Source organism: Rhizobium sp. ZPR4, assembly GCF_040215725.1.
In the GTDB taxonomy this organism is placed as follows: Bacteria; Pseudomonadota; Alphaproteobacteria; order Rhizobiales; family Rhizobiaceae; genus Rhizobium; species Rhizobium rhizogenes_D.
On the sequence record NZ_CP157967.1, the window covers coordinates 3,399,709 to 3,419,215 of the forward strand.

Genomic DNA, 19,507 nt, shown 5'->3' on the forward strand with positions numbered 1-19,507 from the left:
TGCGCCCTACTTCGTCACGAGCGTCGATCGAGGCATGAAGTCCCCCAATACCGCCCGATCGAGGATCCTGTTGCGGGGTTCGGTGACACGCAGGCTATAGACGTCGGAAAAATCGAGATCGCGGGCGACAAAAATCGAGACGAGTTCGCCCTGATGCTTCGTCAATGTCGGCACAATATTGATAGATTGCTCGACGGCGATCGTTGCTGCCTGCTGGCCAGCCGTCGTTGTATTCTGCGCTTGAACGTCACTATCCTGCAGCCGGCTGCCGGCATAGGTCGTCGCGTCGCCGACGATAGAGAGCAGGATGGCGCTACCGAAGCGCTCCCACCAATGTGTATCGACATAGCCATCCATGCCCGCCCGCCCGAGTGCGTCGGTTGCGGGCGAGGCGAGTGTAATAATCACACCTCTTGGCGTCTTTGCCCGGTTCCAAAGCACGAACAGACGCTTCTGGCCGCGGTTTAAGCCGCCTCGATATTCTCCGACGATCTGAGTTCCTTTCTCCATCAGAACGACGCGGCCGTTGTCGGAAAGCACATCGCGGTTGATGACGCAGCTGGCGAAGCCCGGCTGATCGGAGGCGAGCGCCGTTTCCAGCACACAGGGAATCGAAGTTCCCATCGTCACGATGAAGTCGCGATTGCCGAGCGTGCCGGCGCGTGATCCTTCCAGATGGGTCGGCGTCAACATCTTGTTGAAGCGCTGATCCTCGGTTTCAGGTTGGACGCCTCCAAGGCTGCCTGGAACAGGGAGATAATTGGAACCAGCGTCTTGCGACATGGCAGCTGCTGTGTCGCGGCGTTGCGATGAGGACTGCTGTCCATAGGCCATCACCGGCGCACGGCGGGCAGAGTCCAACAAAGTGTCCTCAGCAGGTGTGACCTGCTCCTTTGGCGCAGGCGTCGGTAGCAACACCTCGGGAAGGGGTGCCGCCGGCTTTACCTCTTCCTTCGCCGGCTCGAAGTCAGCCGTCTGGCGAATAACGACATGGTCGGGCTTTGTCGTCTCAGTCTTTTGCCTGTCACGCATCGACCACAGCGAAAACCCAACAAAAGCGACCATTGCTAAAACGACGGCTCCGCGCTTCAGGAATGGACTGGCCTCGGTTCGCGAATTGACATCGGTCTCGGCGCGCTCGCCTGGGATACGGTCTTCCGCCTCATCGGCCATCGGCTCCTCCTTTTGCAGCACTTCTCGCCTGCACTTTCATGACGCGCTCAACCGAAGGTGATGTGGTATTGGTGTTCGGATCGATGCCGGTCGGATCGTAGGCTTCGTTGAAGATGCAGAGCACGTCTCCTCCCCGCCGCAGGATGAATTTGCGACTGATCGCGTGAACGAGCACGAGATCGCCGGCCACCGACTTAGGTACCAGGCTCTCGGTGCCGTCGGAGTTTTCCATATAGATTGCCGGCATTTCCTGGTTACCGGTGAAGGCGATAGTCGTGATCTTGCCGTTGTCATAAACAGCGTTCGGTTGCAAAGCCTTTGATCCCTGTGCGGAATAGTGCCAGTTGCGCGGTCCATATTGCTCATGCAAAGCCAGCACTGTGTCGGCTTGTCCAGCTTGTGCTGCCTGGGTTCGCGCAAGCGCCTCCTGACGACGGCGTTCCGCATCATCGGCCGGATAGCGAAATTTTACATAGAAGTAAGTGTCCTGGCCGGCGGCAACCGGACCGTCACGGACCGTCAACTCCATCTGGTAACTGCGCGTCGAACCATCACGACGTGTCGTGACCACGGAGATGTTCGTGACCGGCTGGTTCTCTCGCGCCTTCAGGAAGAGAATATTGCCGGCGGGCGCCACTTCCCAGGCGACCGTGTTACCAAGCGCCACATGGGCGATTTCCTCGTCGGCAGCAAACTCCACCTGGACGGAGGAACGCAACGAGCCCACGATCCTGGTGATATTGTAAGGCTGATAGTCGACGAAGCGAACCCGACTGTCCTGGGATGCGCCGCGCGGCGTTTCCAGCGCAAGGGCTGCCGATGGCAAGCTAGCAGTCAGCAGTAGTGCAATCAAACAATGATGTTTCGGATGTTTCAATTGATGGCCTCCGGATCGGATCGATAGTCGCTGACGGCGAAGCCGAGCGGATTTATCAGCCGATCGGTCGAGGACATTGGAGCATTCACATAGGAGAAGGTAAGCGTTGCCACCCAATGGGTCGTATGGGTCTCGTCACCGCGAGTGATGGTACGCATATAGCGAACAGACAGCACATTGGCGTTGATCAGTGAGATGGAAACAATGTTGATCCGCGATGTGGCGCCGCGGCCGTAGATATTTTGCGGGGAATCCGGATTACCACCGCGATAAATTGCGGCAAAACGGGTCTGTTCCGGCGCCGTTGAGAGCAGCGAAACCGTGCGAAAATTCTCCTCCGCCTCGCTCCAGACGTAACCCTCGCGGGCGCGAACGTAGCGGGCAGCGAAATATTTAGTCACCGCTTCGTCGTAGGTTCCAGCAGAAGACGTGAGTGCCGAAACAACATCGACAATGCCGGTTGAGTTGTCGACTCTCACGACAAAAGGTTCGACCGTCTTTAGCGGTGTCAAACCTGCGATGGCGACGATCGAAATTGCCGCAAGCACGCCGGCCGCAGTGGCTACGAACCAGGCAATCCGAGCCGAACGTTCCATCTGGATCATGCGGTCCTGATCGAAGCGCCGAGCCTTATTGAAATAGTCCTTGAGACTGTCCGTCGTCACCATCACCGCTGCCCTCCGCATGGGCGATAGGAGTGGCCGACATCAAAATGCGCAAAGGCGGCGGGAACGATGTCCGGCTTTTCCTCGACATAGGCGGGTGGCTTGTCACCGGACTGTGCCGGTGGAGAGTGAAGAGGTTGCGGCGTCGACCGACTATCGCCGTCCCATTGCCACATGGCGCGATTGAGCGGCCGGCGCGAATAGCCATCGCATTTGGGTAGGGGATAGGAATGTGACGCGCAGCCGCCGAGCGTTGATACCACACAAAAAAGCACGAATATTCGGATCATCCTGAACCAGCCATCTTGTTGTTTGCTTGGAGTTCCACATCAGTCGGTTCTTTCCGAACGAAAGCTGCGGCCAACGGCACGTGCACCCCGGCCAGTCGCTCGCGCCATGTAGGTGGCGCCTCGGGCAAGCGTGCCTTCATGTGCGTCGCGTGCCGCGCCATAGCCGTAAGTGAGCGAAGCTCCGCCCGCGGCAAGTGCCGAAGCGATGCCCGGAAGCTGGTAAAAGACGTAGAGGGAGGCAAGGCAAATGGCGCCGAGCGCAACGGGTCGCATCAGTACGTCGCTGTAGCTCTCGATCACTGTGAAGGTGGAATCGATGCAGGTAATAAGCAGAGAGCCAACCGCCACAACCAGTACCTGCAGGATCACGAAGTTGGCGAGTTGCCCGATCCAGGCTTCGGTGAAGCGGCGTGTCGAGCGGAACATGGCGAGCGCTACGAAAATCGGGCCGATAGCGAGCACGATCGCCAGCGCCAGGCGGGCATAGAGCGAAACGATATAACCGATCGCGGCAACCACGAAGCTTGCTAGGATGACCAGCATGCCACCGAGACCGGTAACGATATCGACACCCCATGAGGCGCGCGACCAGATCTCTTTCGCGCATTTCTGGCCTTTATCCAGCAGGCTGTCGAAGGTCGAGGCACTTGGTATCGTACCGGAGTTCAACGCCTGCGAGATCTCCTTGGGCAATGTGTCGAAGAAGATGCTGCCGATATAAGTCTGGTACTCGCGAGCATTCGTGACCAGCATCAGGATGATGGCAAGCTTCATTGCCCGAAAGGCGAAATCCATGATCGGTTCGTGGACGGATCCACGCAGGATCAGAAAGCCATAGAGGATGACATAAAGTGTCAAAGCCGCCGTCAATGGCCCGGTGACCCAGCTGGCAATATTCGACGTACCTGACGATATGAAGTTCTCCAGCGGCGCCTTGAACTGCCCATCGACGAAGGCAAAGATCTGATACATGCCTCAGCCTCCGAGTGCTTTGCCCATGCGCTCCAGGCGGGATTTCCAATCGGCCGCCTCGGCATTCACGCAATTCGGCGTTGCTCGCAATTCGCCGGGATTGCTTTTGCATTTGGCGATGAGATCCGACAGCAGCGTCTGGTTGGCCATCAGCTCGTCGACCGAATAGGTACGCTCGGGCTGCTTCGAGCAGCCGAACAAAGAAAGACCGAGTATGAGGAGAACAAGAAGCTTCATTGAAGGGCCGCTCCCATTGTATCCATGCGCTTGCGCCAATCCTCGGCCCTGCGCTGCTCATCGACCTGAACCTCGGCCTGCTGCATCATCTGCAACCCCTGCATCCTGAGCATATCGGTCTGGAGAAAGGCCGTTTCGGCTTGCAGCCGCGCCTGCAGATCGGCGATGTCCTTGGCGTCGCTTGCCGAAGAGATTTGCCGGCGTAATTGATCAATCCCGTCAATCCGCTTGGTCGCAGCGTCGTAGATTTGCTGGCCGAGGCTCATCTGCCCGGCATTTTTGTTCTGAAGACGCGACAGTTCCTGAGCGTAAAAGTCATTGGCGCTCGTTTTGTAGGTCGAATTGTCGGTCAAGAACTTTGAGGCGGCATCGCCAATCGCGCCTGAACCTGAGCCCTTGAGCAGGCTTTCGACGGCAGAAAAGTCCCCTGGCAATGCCTTGCGGATCGCCGGATCGTTCAACAGGCTGGCGACGTCAGCCATATTGGTGAGCTTGTTGAGCGAACCGTAGAGCTGCTGGGCCTGCTGGAGTTGCTGGTTCAGCGCATCGAGCTGCGATTTCAGCTGGGTTATGCTTTCGATCTGCTTGGCAATCGCCGTCTGGTCGATCACCGGGATACCCTGTGCGCCGACGACATGGGCTGAGACGAGCAACGCTAACGCTGTTTGTCGAAACATTCTGCATCGAACCATCACACACTCCTTCTTTGCTGGAACATTTGTAACCATGCTTCGCCATCGCCATCGTCTCGGAGTTCAGACCGGATCGCATCGGCGAGTTCGATATTGGCCGTTCGCCCCGACAGGATTGCGAGCTCATCGTCGAAACCGTTGAGATTGAGTTCGGCGACAACACTGTTGTGACCCTGTTTAACAATGAAGCGCCGGCTTTCAGCGGAGAGCTCGCGGGCAACCAACTCGAATTCTCGTTCGGTGAGCTTGAAGCCACCGACATAGTCGTCTCGATTACCGCGGGAATTCGGCAGGAAAACCTGTGTTGGGCACTGCTCGATGATCGTATGCGCGATTGGTGAGTTAATGGCGTCGCGCGGGCTTTGCGTGGCAAACAGCATCAAGCCATTCTGCTTGCGGATGGTCTTGAGCTTGTTCTGGGCAAGGTCAAGAAAGCTCTCGTCCTGCAGCGCCTTCCAGAACTCGTCGATGACGATGATAATCCGTCGGCCATCAATCAATTGTTCGACGCGATAGAAAAGATAAGCCATCAAGGGATTACGGATTTCCTCATTGTCGAGAAAATCGGTCATGTCGTAGCCGAGAAATTTGGCACCGATACCGATTTCATCGGCCTCGTTGTCGAAGACCCAACCAAGCGGCCCGCCTCTTTCCCATCGACGCAGGCGTGCGGCGATCCCTTCCGGATCGGTATTGTTGAGAAAGGTGCGCAAAGCGCCGATCGTGCGCTGCTCTTTCGGCAGATCGGCAAGACCATCGATCGCCAGCGCGATATCGCTGACATCGCTGACCGAAAAATCACGCACGGTCGCACCGGCTAGCTTGGCGATAAATCGTGCCAGGAATATCTTGTTCGCCGGTGTCAGCTCTAAGGCTTTCAGCGGTGCACATCCGGTTGGCAGCCCGTTCTTCAACGGCAAATAGGTACCGCCGGCAGCCCGCACGAAGAGGTCGGCGCCACGATCCTTGTCGAAGAAGACCATGTGCGGGTCATGCTTTTCGAGTTGCGATAGCATGAAATTGAGAAGCACGGTCTTGCCAGCACCCGACGGACCGCAGACGAAGGTGTTGCCGAGATCGCCATAGTGGAAATTGAAATAGAACGGCGAGCCCGACGCCGTCTTCAGCATGGCGACGGCTGGTCCCCATTCGTTGCCGTCCTTCCTACCCATAGGATAGGAATGAAACGGAGAAAGTGCTGCAAAATTCCGCGAGGTGATCGCACCGGAACGGGCTCGATACCGAAAATTACCGGGCAATTGTGCCCACCATGCAGCTTCGAGCCCTAGATCCTCGCGTGCCACGACAGCGCCACCATTGGTCAGATGTGAGCGCGCCTTGGCGAGATTGTCAGCGAGGCCTTTGACAGATGAAGCGAAGACCCCGAGGGTCAGATGGTGCTCGCCGAGCACGAAACGGTTCGATTCCAGCTCGTCCATTGCCGCATCAAGCTCTTCAATCTGGGAGGCCGCCTTGTCGACCGCACTCACCATTTGGTTCTGCTTGCGGCCCATGATGGTGCGGGCATCGGTTTTGGACCTGAACGCGAACGACTGAGTGAGGATCAGTTCGAAAGGTGCCGTCAGAATGCCATCCAGCATGCCGCCGCGTGTTCGTGCCGGATATTCCTTGAAACCGAACATGCCGGCGTAACGGCTTGTCCCTTCATCGCGGATCTCGACGGTCTCGCGCCCGAAGATCACACGATCAGAATAGATCGCCGAGGAGATCCTGCCTTCCGTCAATGGTATGGGTTCTCGGCGGCCGCCGATCAACTGATGCAGCACCTCGCTCGGTTCGGAGAACAGGATACCGTTCTGATCGTAGAGCGACAGCACGCGCGGCGCAAAGCGTCTCAGTCCCGCAATGACATCGGTTACCTTGTCCCGGAGATGCTTCAGACTGTCCTCATCGAGCTCGACTGCGGCTCGTTGGGCCTTGCGAAGCCGTGACAGCAGATTTGCGAGCCGTTCAGCCGGATCGCGTCCCGGATGCCAAAGTAGGGTGAGATAGAGATCGTTGCGGAACAGGTCCTCGCTCACCATTCGCTCGCGATACTTGCCATTCAACGTTGCCGAGAAGGAATTGGTGAACTCGCCGGCGGGATAAGAGTTGTCGCGCCTGCGGATGAGATGGGTCCAGATTGCCAGACGCTCGTCCGCAATGTTGCGGTAGAGCGTGTTGAGATCGCGCTGCAAGCTGTTCAGATCGATAGCGTCGATTGTCTCGAACGATACGCCCTCCAAAGCGATCATCGCTAGCAATGCTCTGGAGTCGAGGGCGATCACGGTCTCATCCACGTGGCGGACATAAGGGATGAACGTTTCCGGCTCGAGTTCACGGAATTTGAGACGGGACACATTAGGCATGGCCAAGGTCCCTTTCGTCATAGTGTCGCACTAGCCTCAACGGCGTCAGCGAAGCACCACTCCAATAGGCGCCGTTGCGCGAACGACCACGGGTTTCGATCCAGGCCAGCAGAATGCGGAACATGTTGTGGTCATGCTTGACGAGCGAGCGAAAAATGAAATGAAAGACCACACCGACAAGCCCATAGGCAATCGAGCCAGCTACAATGTAGAGGATGGTCGTCAGTATAATGTTGACGCCCATGGCCTCCATCGTCACCCCGGCGATCATCGCTGGCCGGGTGCAGGCCAGGAAAAGGGTGTCTTCCTCAAGCGAAACCTTCTCCAGCATCATCTTCAACCCCCGGAAATCGTGCTGACGATCTGCGAGGCGCCAAAGAGAATGCCGATACCGAGCACGACATAGGCGGCCTTGCGAAGATCGAGGTAGCCGAACATCCAGGCGATGCCGACAATGATGACGGCGATCGTTGCCAAGAGCTTGGCGACGTTGCCGGTGAGCAAGGTGACGATATTCTGGAGAACCGTCTCGATCCCACCGGCGCTCTGCGCGAAGGCGGGCTCGATCATGGCGGTCGAAAGGACAGTTGCCATCGCAACGGTGACGCCAAATGCACGAATATTGATCCTCGACATCATTCAGACTGCTCCGGTTGATCATTTTGGAAGACCAGCGCAGATGATTGCCGCGCTGCGTGGAAGACATCCCAAGACGGTGGTTTCGCCGACAGGTCGGGCAAAGGCCTTTCCTCACCGTTCAAGGATGGATCATTGATCCGGGGTTCGGGTACCGTCGGCCGCCCGACATTCTGCTCTATCGCAATGGCGGATAGCGTTTTCGAAAGCCGTTTGGCCTCGATTTGGACCTGATCGTCATACTGCGCCATCTTTCCGACTGAAGGATCGGACCGCCCGTAGTAGGATTGCAGCATCACGCGCTCCGCTTGCTGCAATGTCGCGCCGGCGTGCACGGCCAAACGATAATAACCATCGAGCAGTGTCGCCGTTGCCTTGAGGTTGAGGCATGGATCGAAGGCGTCTGAGATGCTGAGATCAAACTTGCGCAATTCGGCGATGCCAATGCCGCCAAGCCCTAGCTGGACATCTTTATGCTCCGCCATCAGCCACGTTGCGGTTTCGATCGCCTCAGCCTTGCTCTTCGGCTGCTCATGAAGAGATGAGCTCCCCCGCACGCGAATATCAAAAGGCTGGAACTGGCTTTCGAGACTGACAACCGCTGCAAGCGTTTCGATCGCGATCGCCGGCGCACAGGTCTGGGCAAGATCGGTGAAGGAGACGACCATGATCAGTACCACACGCGCTGGCTTCCCACGCCGTCGATGGTCACATCGACATAATGGGGTTGTGATCGCACATTCGGCCGCGCCGTCGGATAACCCATGCACTGCATGTGGCGGCCATCCCGTTGCCAGCGCGCCGATACCACCAGCCCATCGTCTCTAGCGCCACTATTACGACCGGAGGCGCAATAGCCGCCGTCAACCTTGGAAAGGGTTCGCGAAACGCAGGTCTGCTGTTGGCCGCGCTCGCCATAACGTGTCGTCAGGCGATAGCTGTCACTGCAGAAATAGGGCTCGTAACCAGGACGCGATGCCCGGAAGCCGACACCGCTGCAGGTGGGAAAGGAATGCCCCTTTGCAAGCTCCTGCCAGAGCTTGCTGATAGGCGGACGGCAAGCAGCATATTGTGTAGGTCCACCCGGATTGGAAAGACACAGGATAACCTGACATCCCCAGTCATCGGCGCGCGCATACCGCTCGGAAATGAGGTATAAAGGGATGCAGCCGGTAATGGCTAAGATTGTTCCAACCAGAAGGCGTTTCATCAGCATGATCCTTCGATGTGGCGATATCAAACGATCCGTTCGGCGACGAATCTGGCGCTGCTCGTAATTTATACTGATTTATATAATGCAGTTAAAAAGATGACAAGTACCCTAACCACCCAGTGGAACAGTCTTTCGTTTGCAGCATTCATCCTGCATGAGATCATGGATCATCCGCAGGAGGACGAGACACCGCAATCCCGGCTAAAACAGGTCGGCATGATGAGTGTTCTTTACATCATGAACCAAGCTCATCAGGCACTAACTATCTCAAATATAGTTGAAATTACGAAGCTCACGCGTATGGGCGTAACGGAGACAATCGAACCGTTGTTGAAACGTGGGATCCTGACGGAGACGTTCGTGAAAAATTCCATGGGGCGCGGCAAGGCCCGTCAGTTTGAAATCGCGCCGGAGATTTTCGAGAAGCTGCGGAACTTTCAGGCGCGATAATCGATCATCTCAGCCGCCGAATCAAACTGAATTAAAATAACTAATAAAAACCCATAAACGTCCAAACAAAGCGACTATGCAGACGTGCTTGACCCGCTCTTTCGCAAGCCCGCTGGCTTGAACACATAGCCAGCTGCATGGACGGTGCGAATGGCAGCGCCACATCCGGGCAACTCTCCCAGCGCCTTGCGCAAGCGGCCAATGTGAACGTCCACCGTTCGCGGCGTGACTTCGGCGGAAGACGGCCAAGCCGAGGCAATGAGCTCGGACCGGCTGCAGAGCTGTCCCTGCCTGTTCATCAGATGACGTAGAATATTGAACTCGATTGGCGGCAGCGCAAAGTCGCGACCGTTGCAATGTATTCGGCGGCTGTCGACGTCGACTTCCAGGTCGGCAAAACCCAGCGACGCATCCATTTTAGAGTTAGCCGTTTCCATGACTTGTCCCGTTGCCTGCCTGAGAGATGTCAGCAACTTCTCCGGTGAAAGCGGCCTGAAGAGGAAGTCATCAACACCTGCTTGCAGCAAAGCCAGATGAAGCGGCTGCGCGTCGCCTCGCAAGAGCGCAATCAGACGGACCTCGTTGTCATGTGCGGTGGATCGCCTGATTTCGCCACATATGGAAACGGCATCCTGGGTTTCTTGAGTGCAATCGAAAAGGACTGCACACGGTAAGCGGTTCGCGCAAGAAGCCAGAACATCCTTGGCACTGCAAGCCAAAGAGGGGATAAAGCCTTCCGTCTTCAGAATATAGCTAAACGGCAGGAACAGCTCTGCATCGGAGGTCCAGATAATGACTTCGTTGCAGGCCACCACTTCGGGCTTCACTGCCGCATGGGAGCGTTTGAAGTTGGACGCGCCGGACCGTGGGACGGCTCTACGCTGGCGCATATTCGCCCCCGTTGATATCGAGGATAGCCCCATTAACAAAGCCCGCTTCCTCCGACGTCAGGAAGGCAACGGCAGCGGCGATGTCCTCAGGCGTTCCCAATCTAGCAGAAGGAATGCGTGCAATCGCGTCCCGATTGGCCGGCGTATTGGGATCGCCAGTCAGGGGCGTCAAGATCCTGCCGGGCGCCACGAGATTGACGGTTATGCCGAAGGGACCACACGACCCGACAAGCGCTCGCATCAGCCCGGCCAGCGCGGCCTTGCTGGCGGCGTAGGCGCCGCCGGCGATACGAGGGCGTGTGCGCCCGGCGAGCGATCCGATCAAAATGATGCGTCCAAATCCCGCCTGTCGCATTCCCCTGAGGACTGCCTGACAACACAACATGGTGCCGGTCAGATTAACGGCCAGCACTTCGTTCCATTCTTCAAGCCCGATATCTTCGAACTGCCGAGGACCAGCGAGGCCTTTGGGCGATATCCCCGCATTGCAGACGAGAATTTCGGCATCTCCCCAGCTGGATGAGAGCTCTTTGAAGAAATTAGCAACAGCCACGGGATCCGACAGATCGACCACTCGGCCCAAGACCCGTCCAGATCCGAACTCCGCGGACAGCGCAACAGTTGCGTCAGTCACAGTTTTAGCGCTGTGACTGAAGACGGCGACGCGATGCCCCGCCGCCAATAGCTTTCGCGCCGTCGCCAATCCGATACCGCTCGTCCCTCCTGTCACGACGGCGATGCGAGACGGCTCTGGCATCATGCAGCCTCATCCAGGCCGGTAAACAAGGACAAGGCGGGATGAGCCTCAGGATCTGTCATGACCTCGATAAACAGCGGCCCCTTGCCTGCCAGTCCACCCTGTAGATGAGCCGTGAGCTCGGCTGGATCCTCAACGCGCACTGCCGGGCATCCGCAGGCTTGAGCGATCTTCATATGATCGACAGGCGCAAAATGGCACGCCGATGTGAAGCGCCCGAACTTCACGGTCTCGGCATCCCGCTGGAAACCGAGGATACCGTTATTGAGAAGGATGATGGTTACGGGAAGTTCGGAGCGAACCATGGTTTCCATCTCCGCCCAGCTATGGGCGAACCCGCCGTCGCCAAGGATGGCGACAACCGGATGCTCGGGTCTAGCTGCCTTTGCGCCAAGAGCCAGGGGTAGGCCCCATCCCAGCCCCGCAAGACCGCGAGGCGTCAGGAACCGCATTCCTGAAGTAAGCGATCGCAATTGGCCGACGACCCACATCGACGAATAGCTCGCATCCGCAACGACGGTCGTCTGCGGTGTCAATGCTGCCTGCAGTTCTGCCATGATGCGTTCCGGTCGGATCGGCGAGGCAGTGGCATGGATGAGCTGATGCCGATCCTCATCGAACCGCCGCCAGCACTCGGCTATGCGGCTGGTAATAGCAGCCCGCTGGTCCCGGCGTTGGGATAGATCTTGCCCGTTCAGGGCATGAACAAGCTCTCTGAGCGTCTCACGCGCATCCCCGACCAGGCGTAGCGCTTGATAATTGCGGCCGATCTCCTGAGGGTCGACATCGATGTGGATCACCTGAGCACCAGCAGGAATTTGCCGCCAGCTATCCGTGCCGTTCTGATTGGTTCGCGTTCCAATCAGAATGACAAGGTCAGCGTCAGCGACCAGAGCAGCCGTATGGCGCCCGAGTGACCGCGGACCCACGAGTGATCCTAAGACGCCGGCCGAAAGCGGATGATATTCATTAACCGCACCCTTGCCCATGTTGGTGGTCAAAATTGGGAGTACAGCCAGATCCTGCAACATGGCCAGTTCATGGCAGGCGTCGCTGCCGAGGACACCGCCGCCCGCGATTACCACGGGAGTGTGGGCGTTCGCGATCAACTCCGCTGCCCTTTGCAAACTCGCGCGATCAGGGGACGACCGATCAAGCGGCCAATGGCCAAGATTCAAAGATCGTGATGGCGTTTTGAGACCAAGCTCCGAGCGCAACAGATCGGCGGGTAACAGCAACGCAACCGGCCCGGGTCGACCGGAGGCAGCGGCGGTGAAAGCGGCATCAACATAGTCCTCGATTCGCTCCGGGACCATGACCCTGCGCACCCATTTCGTGCAGGATTGGAAGAGCGCGATATGGTCGAGCTCCTGGAACGCGTTCCGATCCATCTGATCGCGCTCGACTTCCTGCACAAGTGCTACGATCGGAACGCTCGCCTTCAGCGCCTCGGCCATGGGGGGCACCAGCAGCGTGGCGGCCGGACCATTCTGGGCAGCCACCACGCCGATCTTTCCGGATCGTCGCGCATAGCCATCAGCCATGGCGCCGCCCATATTCTCCTGCCGGTAAGCGACCTGGCGAATGCCTGCCGCTTCAGCAGCGAGAATGAGGGCTGATGGTAAGCTCTGCGCAAATATATGGGTGACGTCATGGCGCACCAGCGAGCGAGCCAGGCATTCGGCGACAGTTTCCAGGGAATTCGTGGTCATGCGGTTGCTCCACTAAAATCGGCTTCGTAGGTTTCGAGGAAATCGCCGAAGACTTCGACGATCAAGTCAAGATCGGTATTCGTCATGGCTGTGGAGAGGCAGGCGGCGGCGCCAAAGGGCAGGAGGATATCGAGCTGACGAAAATGGCTTGTCAGATTGGTCATCCAACTGTTCTGTTCTGGTGTCGGGAAAGCCTGCCGGTAGTCACGGGGCACCTGCCGCTTGGGGTGGATGCGAAAAAGCGAAGCCGATCCGGTGACGACAAATGGAGCATTATGACGCGCGATCGCGGCAGAAAGGCCGTCGCGCACACGCGCACCCATTTCATCAAGACGCGCGAAGCTTGCCGATGTCAGTGCCTCCATAGCCACCCTTCCGGCGACCATCGACACAGGATTGGCCGAAAAAGTGCCGCCCTGTGGCACCGCCGGCCTTGCGCCCAAGCCTGAAAACACCGCCATCACCTCCTTACGACCACCAACCGCGCCGACCGGAAAGCCGCCACCGATGATTTTTCCGGCAGCAATAAGATCCGGCACGAGCCCGAAACGCGCTGATGCACCACGGTATCCCTGCCGAAGATTCAGCACTTCATCGGCCACGACGAGAACGCCATATTGTTGGGCGAGATCGGAAACGGCTTCGATGAAGGCTGGATCAGGGGCTAGCAAACCCGCCCTGCTCGGCATGGGATCAATTAAGATACAGGCAAGGTCGCCGCCCGACACAGCCAACCTTCGCTCCAGGCCTTCAACATCATTGAAACGGATCACATCGACCTCTTCGGCAACACTTTGGGGCGCGCCGGCATAAGAGGTTGTGGATGCAGGGCCGTCGGCTGATCCCCAGGATGCAGGCGACGCGCCCTGGCTTACCTCGGCCCAATCATAGGCGCCGTGATAGGCTCCTTCGACGCGGGCAATGCGCGACCGCCCTGTAAAGGCGCGTGCCGCCTTGATAGCGAACATGACGGCCTCAGTGCCGCTATTGACGAAGCGAATCTGCTCGATCGCGGGAATGCGCTGCACGAGCAATTCCGCCAATCCAAGCTCGTGCTCCGTTGGATTGGAAAAGCAGGTTCCTTTCTGCAGGAGATCTGCAATTGCGTCGGCAACGGGCAGGTAACCGTGACCATGAATCAAGGTCGTGAAATTGTTATTGAGGTCGAGGAGCCGATTGCCGTCGACATCAATCAGATAGGCACCCTCGCCACGGGAAATATACGTCGGCAGGGGATCGCGTTCGACGGTGACACGCGTGGTTCCATCGGGGAACACGATCTGCCCTCGCTCGAAAAAATACTGCGAGCGCGATCTGAGCGCTGCGCGCCGAAATGATGGAAAATCCTGATGAAGCATGCCTTGCCCTCTCCATGCAGAGATGCGCGTTCGCATCCCGTTCACATTTTTGTTGCAACAAAAAAACACGGAGAGAAGGAAAGTGCAACATAATTATTCAGCGGCGGGAGAGATTCCTTTGATCGCGGTCTGCGCTGATTTTTTTCATCTGCCGAAATCCATCGCGAATGTCGTTCTCGATAGCGGCGCGGGCAGCGGCGGCATCCTTTTCAACAAGGGCCTCTATCGTGGCACGATGATTGCGAGCACCGTGGCGCGTCTCGGAAAATTCTGGGTAGAGGCCATTAAATGACGCCCCAACGCGCAGCCACAGTGTCTCGATCACCTGCAAGAGATGGGGCATACCGCTCAGACGGTAAATCGTAAAATGGAACTCCTTGTTATGCCAAAGGGCGTCAAAATACCGCTTCTCATCCAATGCAGCATCAATTTTCGCCTGAAGTAGCTCAAGCTCTTCGATCGTCGCCTCACCTGCGCCCTTGACGGAGAGCGCCGCCGCAAGTCCTTCCAAGGCCAGGCGCATCTGCGTAATCTCCTCGAGATCCGACAATCTTAAATGGGGTACGATGACGGTTTTGGGACCCGAATAAATCAGCGCCCCGTCGATCACCAGGCGATTGATGGCATCACGAGCGGGCGTGGTGCTGACATCGAGCATTTCCGAAACCGCGCGAATTGTCAGCTTGTCTCCAGGCGAAAAAGTGCCTCGGATCAGTCGCTCCTTCATGTTGCGATACGCCATTTCGCCCAATCGATTGGGCTGATGCTGCTGGTGTTCTTCGTCTTCCGGTGCCATTTCCATTAAAAATTTCTCCAATTTCCTTTGACAAGCGCTTATTTTGTTGCAACAAAAATGAAAAGCGACGTGCTTGCAAACATTATGTGACATTAAAAGTCATAGCACTTTCGCAAATTTCCGTCTTCCCAAAGTTCAACTCGGGAACCGGACCAGAAGCCAAGCGATCGGCGAACAACTCGCTACGCCGTCGCAAACGACCACGTTTCATAACGACAACAATAAGGAGCGGAACTTTGATTGGTGAAGCACTCACGCTGCAAGGACTTGAAAAGCGATATGACACGTCGCTGGCTGTGGATGGGATTTCATTGGCTATCCGGGCGGGTGAATTCCTGTCGATCCTTGGTCCTTCGGGCTCCGGCAAGACGACGCTACTGACGATGATCGCCGGCTTCGAGAGCCCGAGCAACGGCCAGATCATGATCGGCCGTCGCGACGTTACCTACACGGCGCCAAACAGGCGTAACATCGGTATGGTGTTCCAGCGCTATGCCCTTTTTCCGCATCTGACGGTGGCAGCCAACATCGCGTTTCCGTTGCGCATGCGCCGAATGGACAAAGATGTCATCAGCCGCAAGGTGGAGGCGGTACTGGCACAGGTACATCTCGACGGCTATGGCAATCGATATCCCCATCAACTCTCCGGAGGCCAGCAGCAACGCGTCGCCGTCGCTCGGGCAATCGTCTTCGAGCCGCCCGTTCTCTTGATGGACGAGCCACTTGGGGCCCTCGACAAGAAACTGCGTGAGGCGCTGCAATTGGAAATCAAGAGCTTGCAGCAACGCCTTGGGGCGACCGTCGTCTATGTGACGCATGATCAGGAGGAAGCACTCACCATGTCTGATCGCGTTGCGGTGGTTGCAGAAGGCCGGCTGGCTCAAGTGGGATCGCCGCTCGATCTTTACCGTTCGCCTGCCTCAGCCTTTGTCGGAGACTTCATTGGCCGCATGAACTTTCTCGACGGCGAATATCTTGGTCAAGATAACGGGAAGTACATGGTACGGCCAAAAGGCGGCAACGTCGTTGCTACGGCGGCTGCCGAAGACGGGGTCAGTCCCTTTGCCTCTCGCCAAGCTGTCACTATCGCGGTTCGCCCCGAACGGTTGTCGTTAGCGCCTCATGGTCGCGACCGCGGCGCCATTCTGACGGGCACCATAGATGCAACCGTTTTCGCCGGTTCGTTTTTCCTCTTCTTCGTGCGAACCCAAAACGGCGATGATCGCCTCCTCCAGATCCAGATGCCCGTCGGGCATGTGGCGGCAGGCCTTCATCAGGGAGACTTGGTTGACGTCATCCCAGAAGCGAACTCCTTGCGGCTGTTTGCAAAAGCGGAGGTCTAATCCATGGCATCATCCTTCGCGAGACAATCGATCGCCACTTTCCGCAACTGGATCCTCACAGGATCGAGCCAACATTATTCGCCACTATTGGCCATCTTGCTGATCCTGCCGCTGCTCCTCCTCTTGGCGGGAGGCTTCGTCTATCCGGTGGTCAGGCTTATCGGCATCAGCCTTTCCGGGGAAGCTCCGCTTGCCCCCTACCAGCGTGTCTTCGACAGTCCACTTTATATTCAAGTCCTGCTCAGAACCTTCCGCATCGCGGCGATCGTGACCGTTGCCTGTTTTGCAATCGGATATCCGACCGCCTATGCGATCGCGCGCATGCGCGGCAAGTTTCTAAAGCTCGGAACGGCATGCTTATTCATTCCGCTATGGACCTCGGTGCTTGTCCGCTCCTATGCCTGGATCGTGCTGCTAGGTCGAAACGGCATCATCAACGACGGGCTGATCCAGCTCGGTGTTATCTCAACACCGTTGAAAATGCTCTATACGGAGGGCGCTGTCATTCTCGCGATGACGCATGTGCTAATGCCCTTCATGATCGTGCCGATCCATTCGGCCTTGCGTTCGGTGCCGAGCGCGTATGAGCAGGCGGCGCGAAATCTCGGCGCCAGCAGGATCGTCGCCTTTTGGCGCGTGACCTTTCCACTCAGCCTATCGGGCGTCTTCGCCGGCTGTGTGATCTGCTTCATCCTCGCCATCGGTTTTTACATCACGCCCGCCCTAGTCGGTGGACCCGGCGCGCTGATGATGGCGACCCTAATCGGCCAGCAGACAATCGTCCTTCTGGATTGGCCATTTGCGGCCGCCCTGTCAGTCATCCTGCTCACCGCGACGTTGCTACTGGTGCTGCTCTTTCGCCGTGCACTTTCTTTCAGCAAAGGTTTGAACAGTGTCCATTGAATCTGAACCCTTTACGCAGCGATTGGCAACACCGTCGTCCGAGGTTCGCCGATATCGTTCAGTCTGGCCATGGATGGCACGACATATATCCAATCTAATGATTGGGGTGGTGCTGTTCTTTCTCATCCTTCCGACGCTGCTGGTGATACCGCTGGCACTCAGCGACGCCTCCTATATAACGTTCCCGCCGCACGGACTGACGCTACGGTGGTTCGAGGCGTATCTGTCCGATCCCGACTGGCTGCGCTCGACGATTTTCAGCCTACAGATCGCCGCACTAACCACCGTGGTAGCGACGATCGTCGGGACGATGGCGGCCGTTGCTCTTGTACGTGGCAAACTACCGGGCAAGGCACTCTTGCAGGCTCTCTGCCTGGGGCCGATGATCGTGCCGGCAATCGTCTTCGGCGTGGCGCTCTATCTGGTCTTCTCTCCTTTGCAACTGACAGGAAATCTGACGGGATTCGTCCTTGCCCATTCGGTACTGGCGGTACCTTTTGTCGTCATCATCGTTTCCGCAGCGTTGGAAAGAATGGACCCGCTGTTGGAACTGGCGGCCTTGAGCTGCGGAGCGGGGCGGCTCAGGGCCTTCTTTGCCGTGACACTTCCCAATCTCGCGCCGTCCGTCGCGACCGCAGCGGTCTTTGCTTTCCTGACCTCCTTCGACGAAGCGACCGTGGCATTCTTCATCTCTGATACTGGGGGCAAGACGATCAGCCGGAAAATGTTCGAGGACATCGATTTCAACCTGACACCTGTCATCGCCGCCGTCTCGGTCATCGTGGTTGCCGTTTCGCTGCTTTTGATGGGTTCCATACATCTCCTGAACAGCCGCCGGGAGCAGCACTAGCGGCAAAAACACCCGCAGCAGGCGGGACCATAAGAGGGAAATATTGATGACAAAAAGAGCAGCCATCCGGCTGAGCGGCATTGCTATGTTTTGCGCAGCCATTCTTGTGGGAGAAACGCCCGGTCCCGCATTTGCCAGTGAGCAGGTCGTGATCGCCACGACCGGCGGCGCTTATGATGCGGCGCTACGCAAATGGTGGTTCGAGCCGTTCACCGCTAAGACTGGTATCCAGGTCGTTTCCGTAGCGGCGACCAACGCGGAGATGCGCGCCAAGGCGACCGCGATGGTGAAAACCGGCAATGTCAGCTGGGATCTCTACCCCGATGGAGAAATCCAGGTGAGCTCAAAGGATCATCTCGCGATTTCCGAACCGCTTGACGGTTTTTGCACACAATTTAGGGACCGTCAGGATCTCGTTTCCGATGCCTGCATCCCGGCCGGCGTGCGGTTGTTTTCGACAGCCACATTGATGGCCTACAATCCGCAAGCCTTTAAAGGCAACCAGCCGGTCACCTGGGCGGACATGTGGGATACTTCAAAGTTCCCGGGCGGACGCTCGTTCCCGAATTTCGACGATCCGTGGCGTGTCATGGCGGCTGCCCTTTTGGCAGATGGGGTCAAGCGCGAGAACCTATTTCCGCTCGACGTCGATCGCGCCCTTAAGAAACTTGACGCATTGCGGCCGTCCATCTCGCTCTGGTGGAAAACCGGAGATCAAAGCGTCCAGGGGTTTCGTGAGAACGACTACAGCATTGGGCAGATCTGGCTAACGAGGGCAAGCGCGCTCAAGGCGGAAGGACGCTCGATCGCCTGGTCGAATAAGGCGGCATTTCTGGTGGGCGATCGTCTCACGGTTATCAAAGGGGCGCCCAATCGGGACAATGCAATGAAGCTCATCGCCTTCTGGTTGGATTCTCCGGACATCCAGGCCAAGGTGTGCGAGGCATTATTGTGCACGCCGCCTAGCAGCGCGGCGATTATGATGATGCCGCAGGCCGTTCGTGACCAGATGCCGAGCGCCGAAGAGGTGCGCGACAATATCGTCATTCCAGATGCCAAATGGATCAACGAGCATGCCTCGGAGCTATTGGAGCGGTGGAACAACTGGGTTCGCTAAGCCAGGATGACGACGTGAAAAACATTGGACATGATCATGGGATGCCACGACGTTTAGAAGATAAGCGTTCAGCGATCGTTCATTGAATGAACGCTTGACGCCTACGCACCCCAGTGCACCTCCGCAGAAGGTCCGCCTGCGAGCAGAAAGGCTCGAAGCCGGGCGGGCCTCACTTCCCCAACGAGGCCTCGCAACGATGCAGAAATT

21 protein-coding genes are annotated in these 19,507 nt (G+C 57.4%); 5 read left to right on the forward strand and 16 right to left on the reverse strand.

Features of this window, described 5'->3' with window-relative positions; translation table 11 throughout:
- Positions 1-6: 6 nt before the first annotated feature.
- From virB10 to ABOK31_RS16395, 11 genes are all read right to left on the reverse strand, one after another.
- On the reverse strand, positions 7-1,173 hold the full coding sequence (gene virB10, locus ABOK31_RS16345; RefSeq protein ID WP_349956705.1) for a type IV secretion system protein VirB10: 1,167 nt from the start codon (positions 1,171-1,173) through the stop codon (positions 7-9).
- The gene (gene virB9 / locus ABOK31_RS16350) at positions 1,163-2,050 is read right to left on the reverse strand and encodes a P-type conjugative transfer protein VirB9 (RefSeq protein WP_350019262.1); all 888 of its coding nucleotides are present in this window, start codon (positions 2,048-2,050) and stop codon (positions 1,163-1,165) included. Before virB9 ends, virB10 begins: the two co-directional genes overlap by 11 nt.
- Positions 2,047-2,718 carry a virB8 family protein gene (locus tag ABOK31_RS16355; RefSeq protein ID WP_349958984.1) on the reverse strand — a complete coding sequence of 224 codons (672 nt, stop codon included), beginning with the start codon at positions 2,716-2,718 and terminating at the stop codon, positions 2,047-2,049. Before ABOK31_RS16355 ends, virB9 begins: the two co-directional genes overlap by 4 nt.
- A gap of 326 nt (positions 2,719-3,044) precedes the next feature.
- A complete protein-coding gene (locus ABOK31_RS16360; RefSeq protein WP_113222316.1) occupies positions 3,045-3,977 on the reverse strand; it encodes a type IV secretion system protein in 933 nt (310 codons plus the stop codon).
- 3 nt (positions 3,978-3,980) lie between these two features.
- Positions 3,981-4,214 carry an EexN family lipoprotein gene (locus ABOK31_RS16365; protein WP_113217523.1) on the reverse strand — a complete coding sequence of 78 codons (234 nt, stop codon included), beginning with the start codon at positions 4,212-4,214 and terminating at the stop codon, positions 3,981-3,983.
- The gene (gene virB5 / locus ABOK31_RS16370) at positions 4,211-4,891 is read right to left on the reverse strand and encodes a P-type DNA transfer protein VirB5 (RefSeq protein WP_349956707.1); all 681 of its coding nucleotides are present in this window, start codon (positions 4,889-4,891) and stop codon (positions 4,211-4,213) included. Before virB5 ends, ABOK31_RS16365 begins: the two co-directional genes overlap by 4 nt.
- A gap of 14 nt (positions 4,892-4,905) precedes the next feature.
- The gene (locus ABOK31_RS16375; protein ID WP_349956708.1) at positions 4,906-7,275 is read right to left on the reverse strand and encodes a VirB4 family type IV secretion system protein; all 2,370 of its coding nucleotides are present in this window, start codon (positions 7,273-7,275) and stop codon (positions 4,906-4,908) included.
- On the reverse strand, positions 7,268-7,606 hold the full coding sequence (locus ABOK31_RS16380; protein ID WP_349958986.1) for a type IV secretion system protein VirB3: 339 nt from the start codon (positions 7,604-7,606) through the stop codon (positions 7,268-7,270). The genes ABOK31_RS16375 and ABOK31_RS16380 overlap by 8 nt, the downstream gene beginning before the upstream one ends.
- A gap of 5 nt (positions 7,607-7,611) precedes the next feature.
- Positions 7,612-7,914, reverse strand: coding sequence for a TrbC/VirB2 family protein (locus ABOK31_RS16385; protein WP_349956709.1), 303 nt, complete (start codon positions 7,912-7,914; stop codon positions 7,612-7,614).
- Positions 7,911-8,579 (reverse strand): lytic transglycosylase domain-containing protein, encoded by a 669-nt coding sequence (locus ABOK31_RS16390; protein WP_349958987.1) that lies wholly within the window; start codon positions 8,577-8,579, stop codon positions 7,911-7,913. The genes ABOK31_RS16385 and ABOK31_RS16390 overlap by 4 nt, the downstream gene beginning before the upstream one ends.
- 2 nt (positions 8,580-8,581) lie before the next feature.
- Positions 8,582-9,121: a hypothetical protein gene (locus ABOK31_RS16395; protein WP_349956710.1), complete on the reverse strand. Its 540-nt coding sequence runs from the start codon at positions 9,119-9,121 to the stop codon at positions 8,582-8,584.
- 99 nt (positions 9,122-9,220) lie between these two features.
- Here ABOK31_RS16395 and ABOK31_RS16400 point away from each other — a divergent pair, with 99 nt between their 5' ends.
- A complete protein-coding gene (locus ABOK31_RS16400; protein ID WP_349958989.1) occupies positions 9,221-9,574 on the forward strand; it encodes a MarR family transcriptional regulator in 354 nt (117 codons plus the stop codon).
- A gap of 74 nt (positions 9,575-9,648) precedes the next feature.
- Here ABOK31_RS16400 and ABOK31_RS16405 read toward each other — a convergent pair whose 3' ends face one another.
- The 5 genes from ABOK31_RS16405 to ABOK31_RS16425 form a co-directional block, all read right to left on the reverse strand.
- On the reverse strand, positions 9,649-10,464 hold the full coding sequence (locus ABOK31_RS16405; protein WP_349956711.1) for a response regulator transcription factor: 816 nt from the start codon (positions 10,462-10,464) through the stop codon (positions 9,649-9,651).
- The gene (fabG, locus tag ABOK31_RS16410; RefSeq protein ID WP_349956712.1) at positions 10,451-11,224 is read right to left on the reverse strand and encodes a 3-oxoacyl-ACP reductase FabG; all 774 of its coding nucleotides are present in this window, start codon (positions 11,222-11,224) and stop codon (positions 10,451-10,453) included. The genes ABOK31_RS16405 and fabG overlap by 14 nt, the downstream gene beginning before the upstream one ends.
- Complete coding sequence (locus ABOK31_RS16415) at positions 11,221-12,933, reverse strand: acetolactate synthase catalytic subunit (protein WP_349956713.1); 1,713 nt, start codon at positions 12,931-12,933, stop codon at positions 11,221-11,223. Before ABOK31_RS16415 ends, fabG begins: the two co-directional genes overlap by 4 nt.
- Entirely contained in the window at positions 12,930-14,291 is a 1,362-nt protein-coding gene (locus tag ABOK31_RS16420) for an aspartate aminotransferase family protein (protein WP_349956714.1), read from the reverse strand. Before ABOK31_RS16420 ends, ABOK31_RS16415 begins: the two co-directional genes overlap by 4 nt.
- A 97-nt stretch (positions 14,292-14,388) precedes the next feature.
- Positions 14,389-15,093: a GntR family transcriptional regulator gene (locus tag ABOK31_RS16425; protein WP_349956715.1), complete on the reverse strand. Its 705-nt coding sequence runs from the start codon at positions 15,091-15,093 to the stop codon at positions 14,389-14,391.
- Between the two features lie 230 nt (positions 15,094-15,323).
- Between ABOK31_RS16425 and ABOK31_RS16430 the strand changes: the two genes are divergently transcribed.
- The 4 genes from ABOK31_RS16430 (at position 15,324) to ABOK31_RS16445 (ending at position 19,300) form a co-directional block, all read left to right on the forward strand.
- The gene (locus tag ABOK31_RS16430) at positions 15,324-16,430 is read left to right on the forward strand and encodes an ABC transporter ATP-binding protein (protein WP_349958991.1); all 1,107 of its coding nucleotides are present in this window, start codon (positions 15,324-15,326) and stop codon (positions 16,428-16,430) included.
- A 3-nt stretch (positions 16,431-16,433) separates the two neighbouring features.
- Positions 16,434-17,333 (forward strand): ABC transporter permease, encoded by a 900-nt coding sequence (locus ABOK31_RS16435; RefSeq protein ID WP_349956716.1) that lies wholly within the window; start codon positions 16,434-16,436, stop codon positions 17,331-17,333.
- 73 nt (positions 17,334-17,406) lie between these two features.
- The gene (locus ABOK31_RS16440) at positions 17,407-18,183 is read left to right on the forward strand and encodes an ABC transporter permease (protein WP_349956717.1); all 777 of its coding nucleotides are present in this window, start codon (positions 17,407-17,409) and stop codon (positions 18,181-18,183) included.
- An 85-nt stretch (positions 18,184-18,268) separates the two neighbouring features.
- Positions 18,269-19,300, forward strand: a complete 1,032-nt coding sequence (locus ABOK31_RS16445) for an ABC transporter substrate-binding protein (RefSeq protein ID WP_349958993.1) — start codon at positions 18,269-18,271, stop codon at positions 19,298-19,300.
- Positions 19,301-19,507 lie beyond the last annotated feature (207 nt).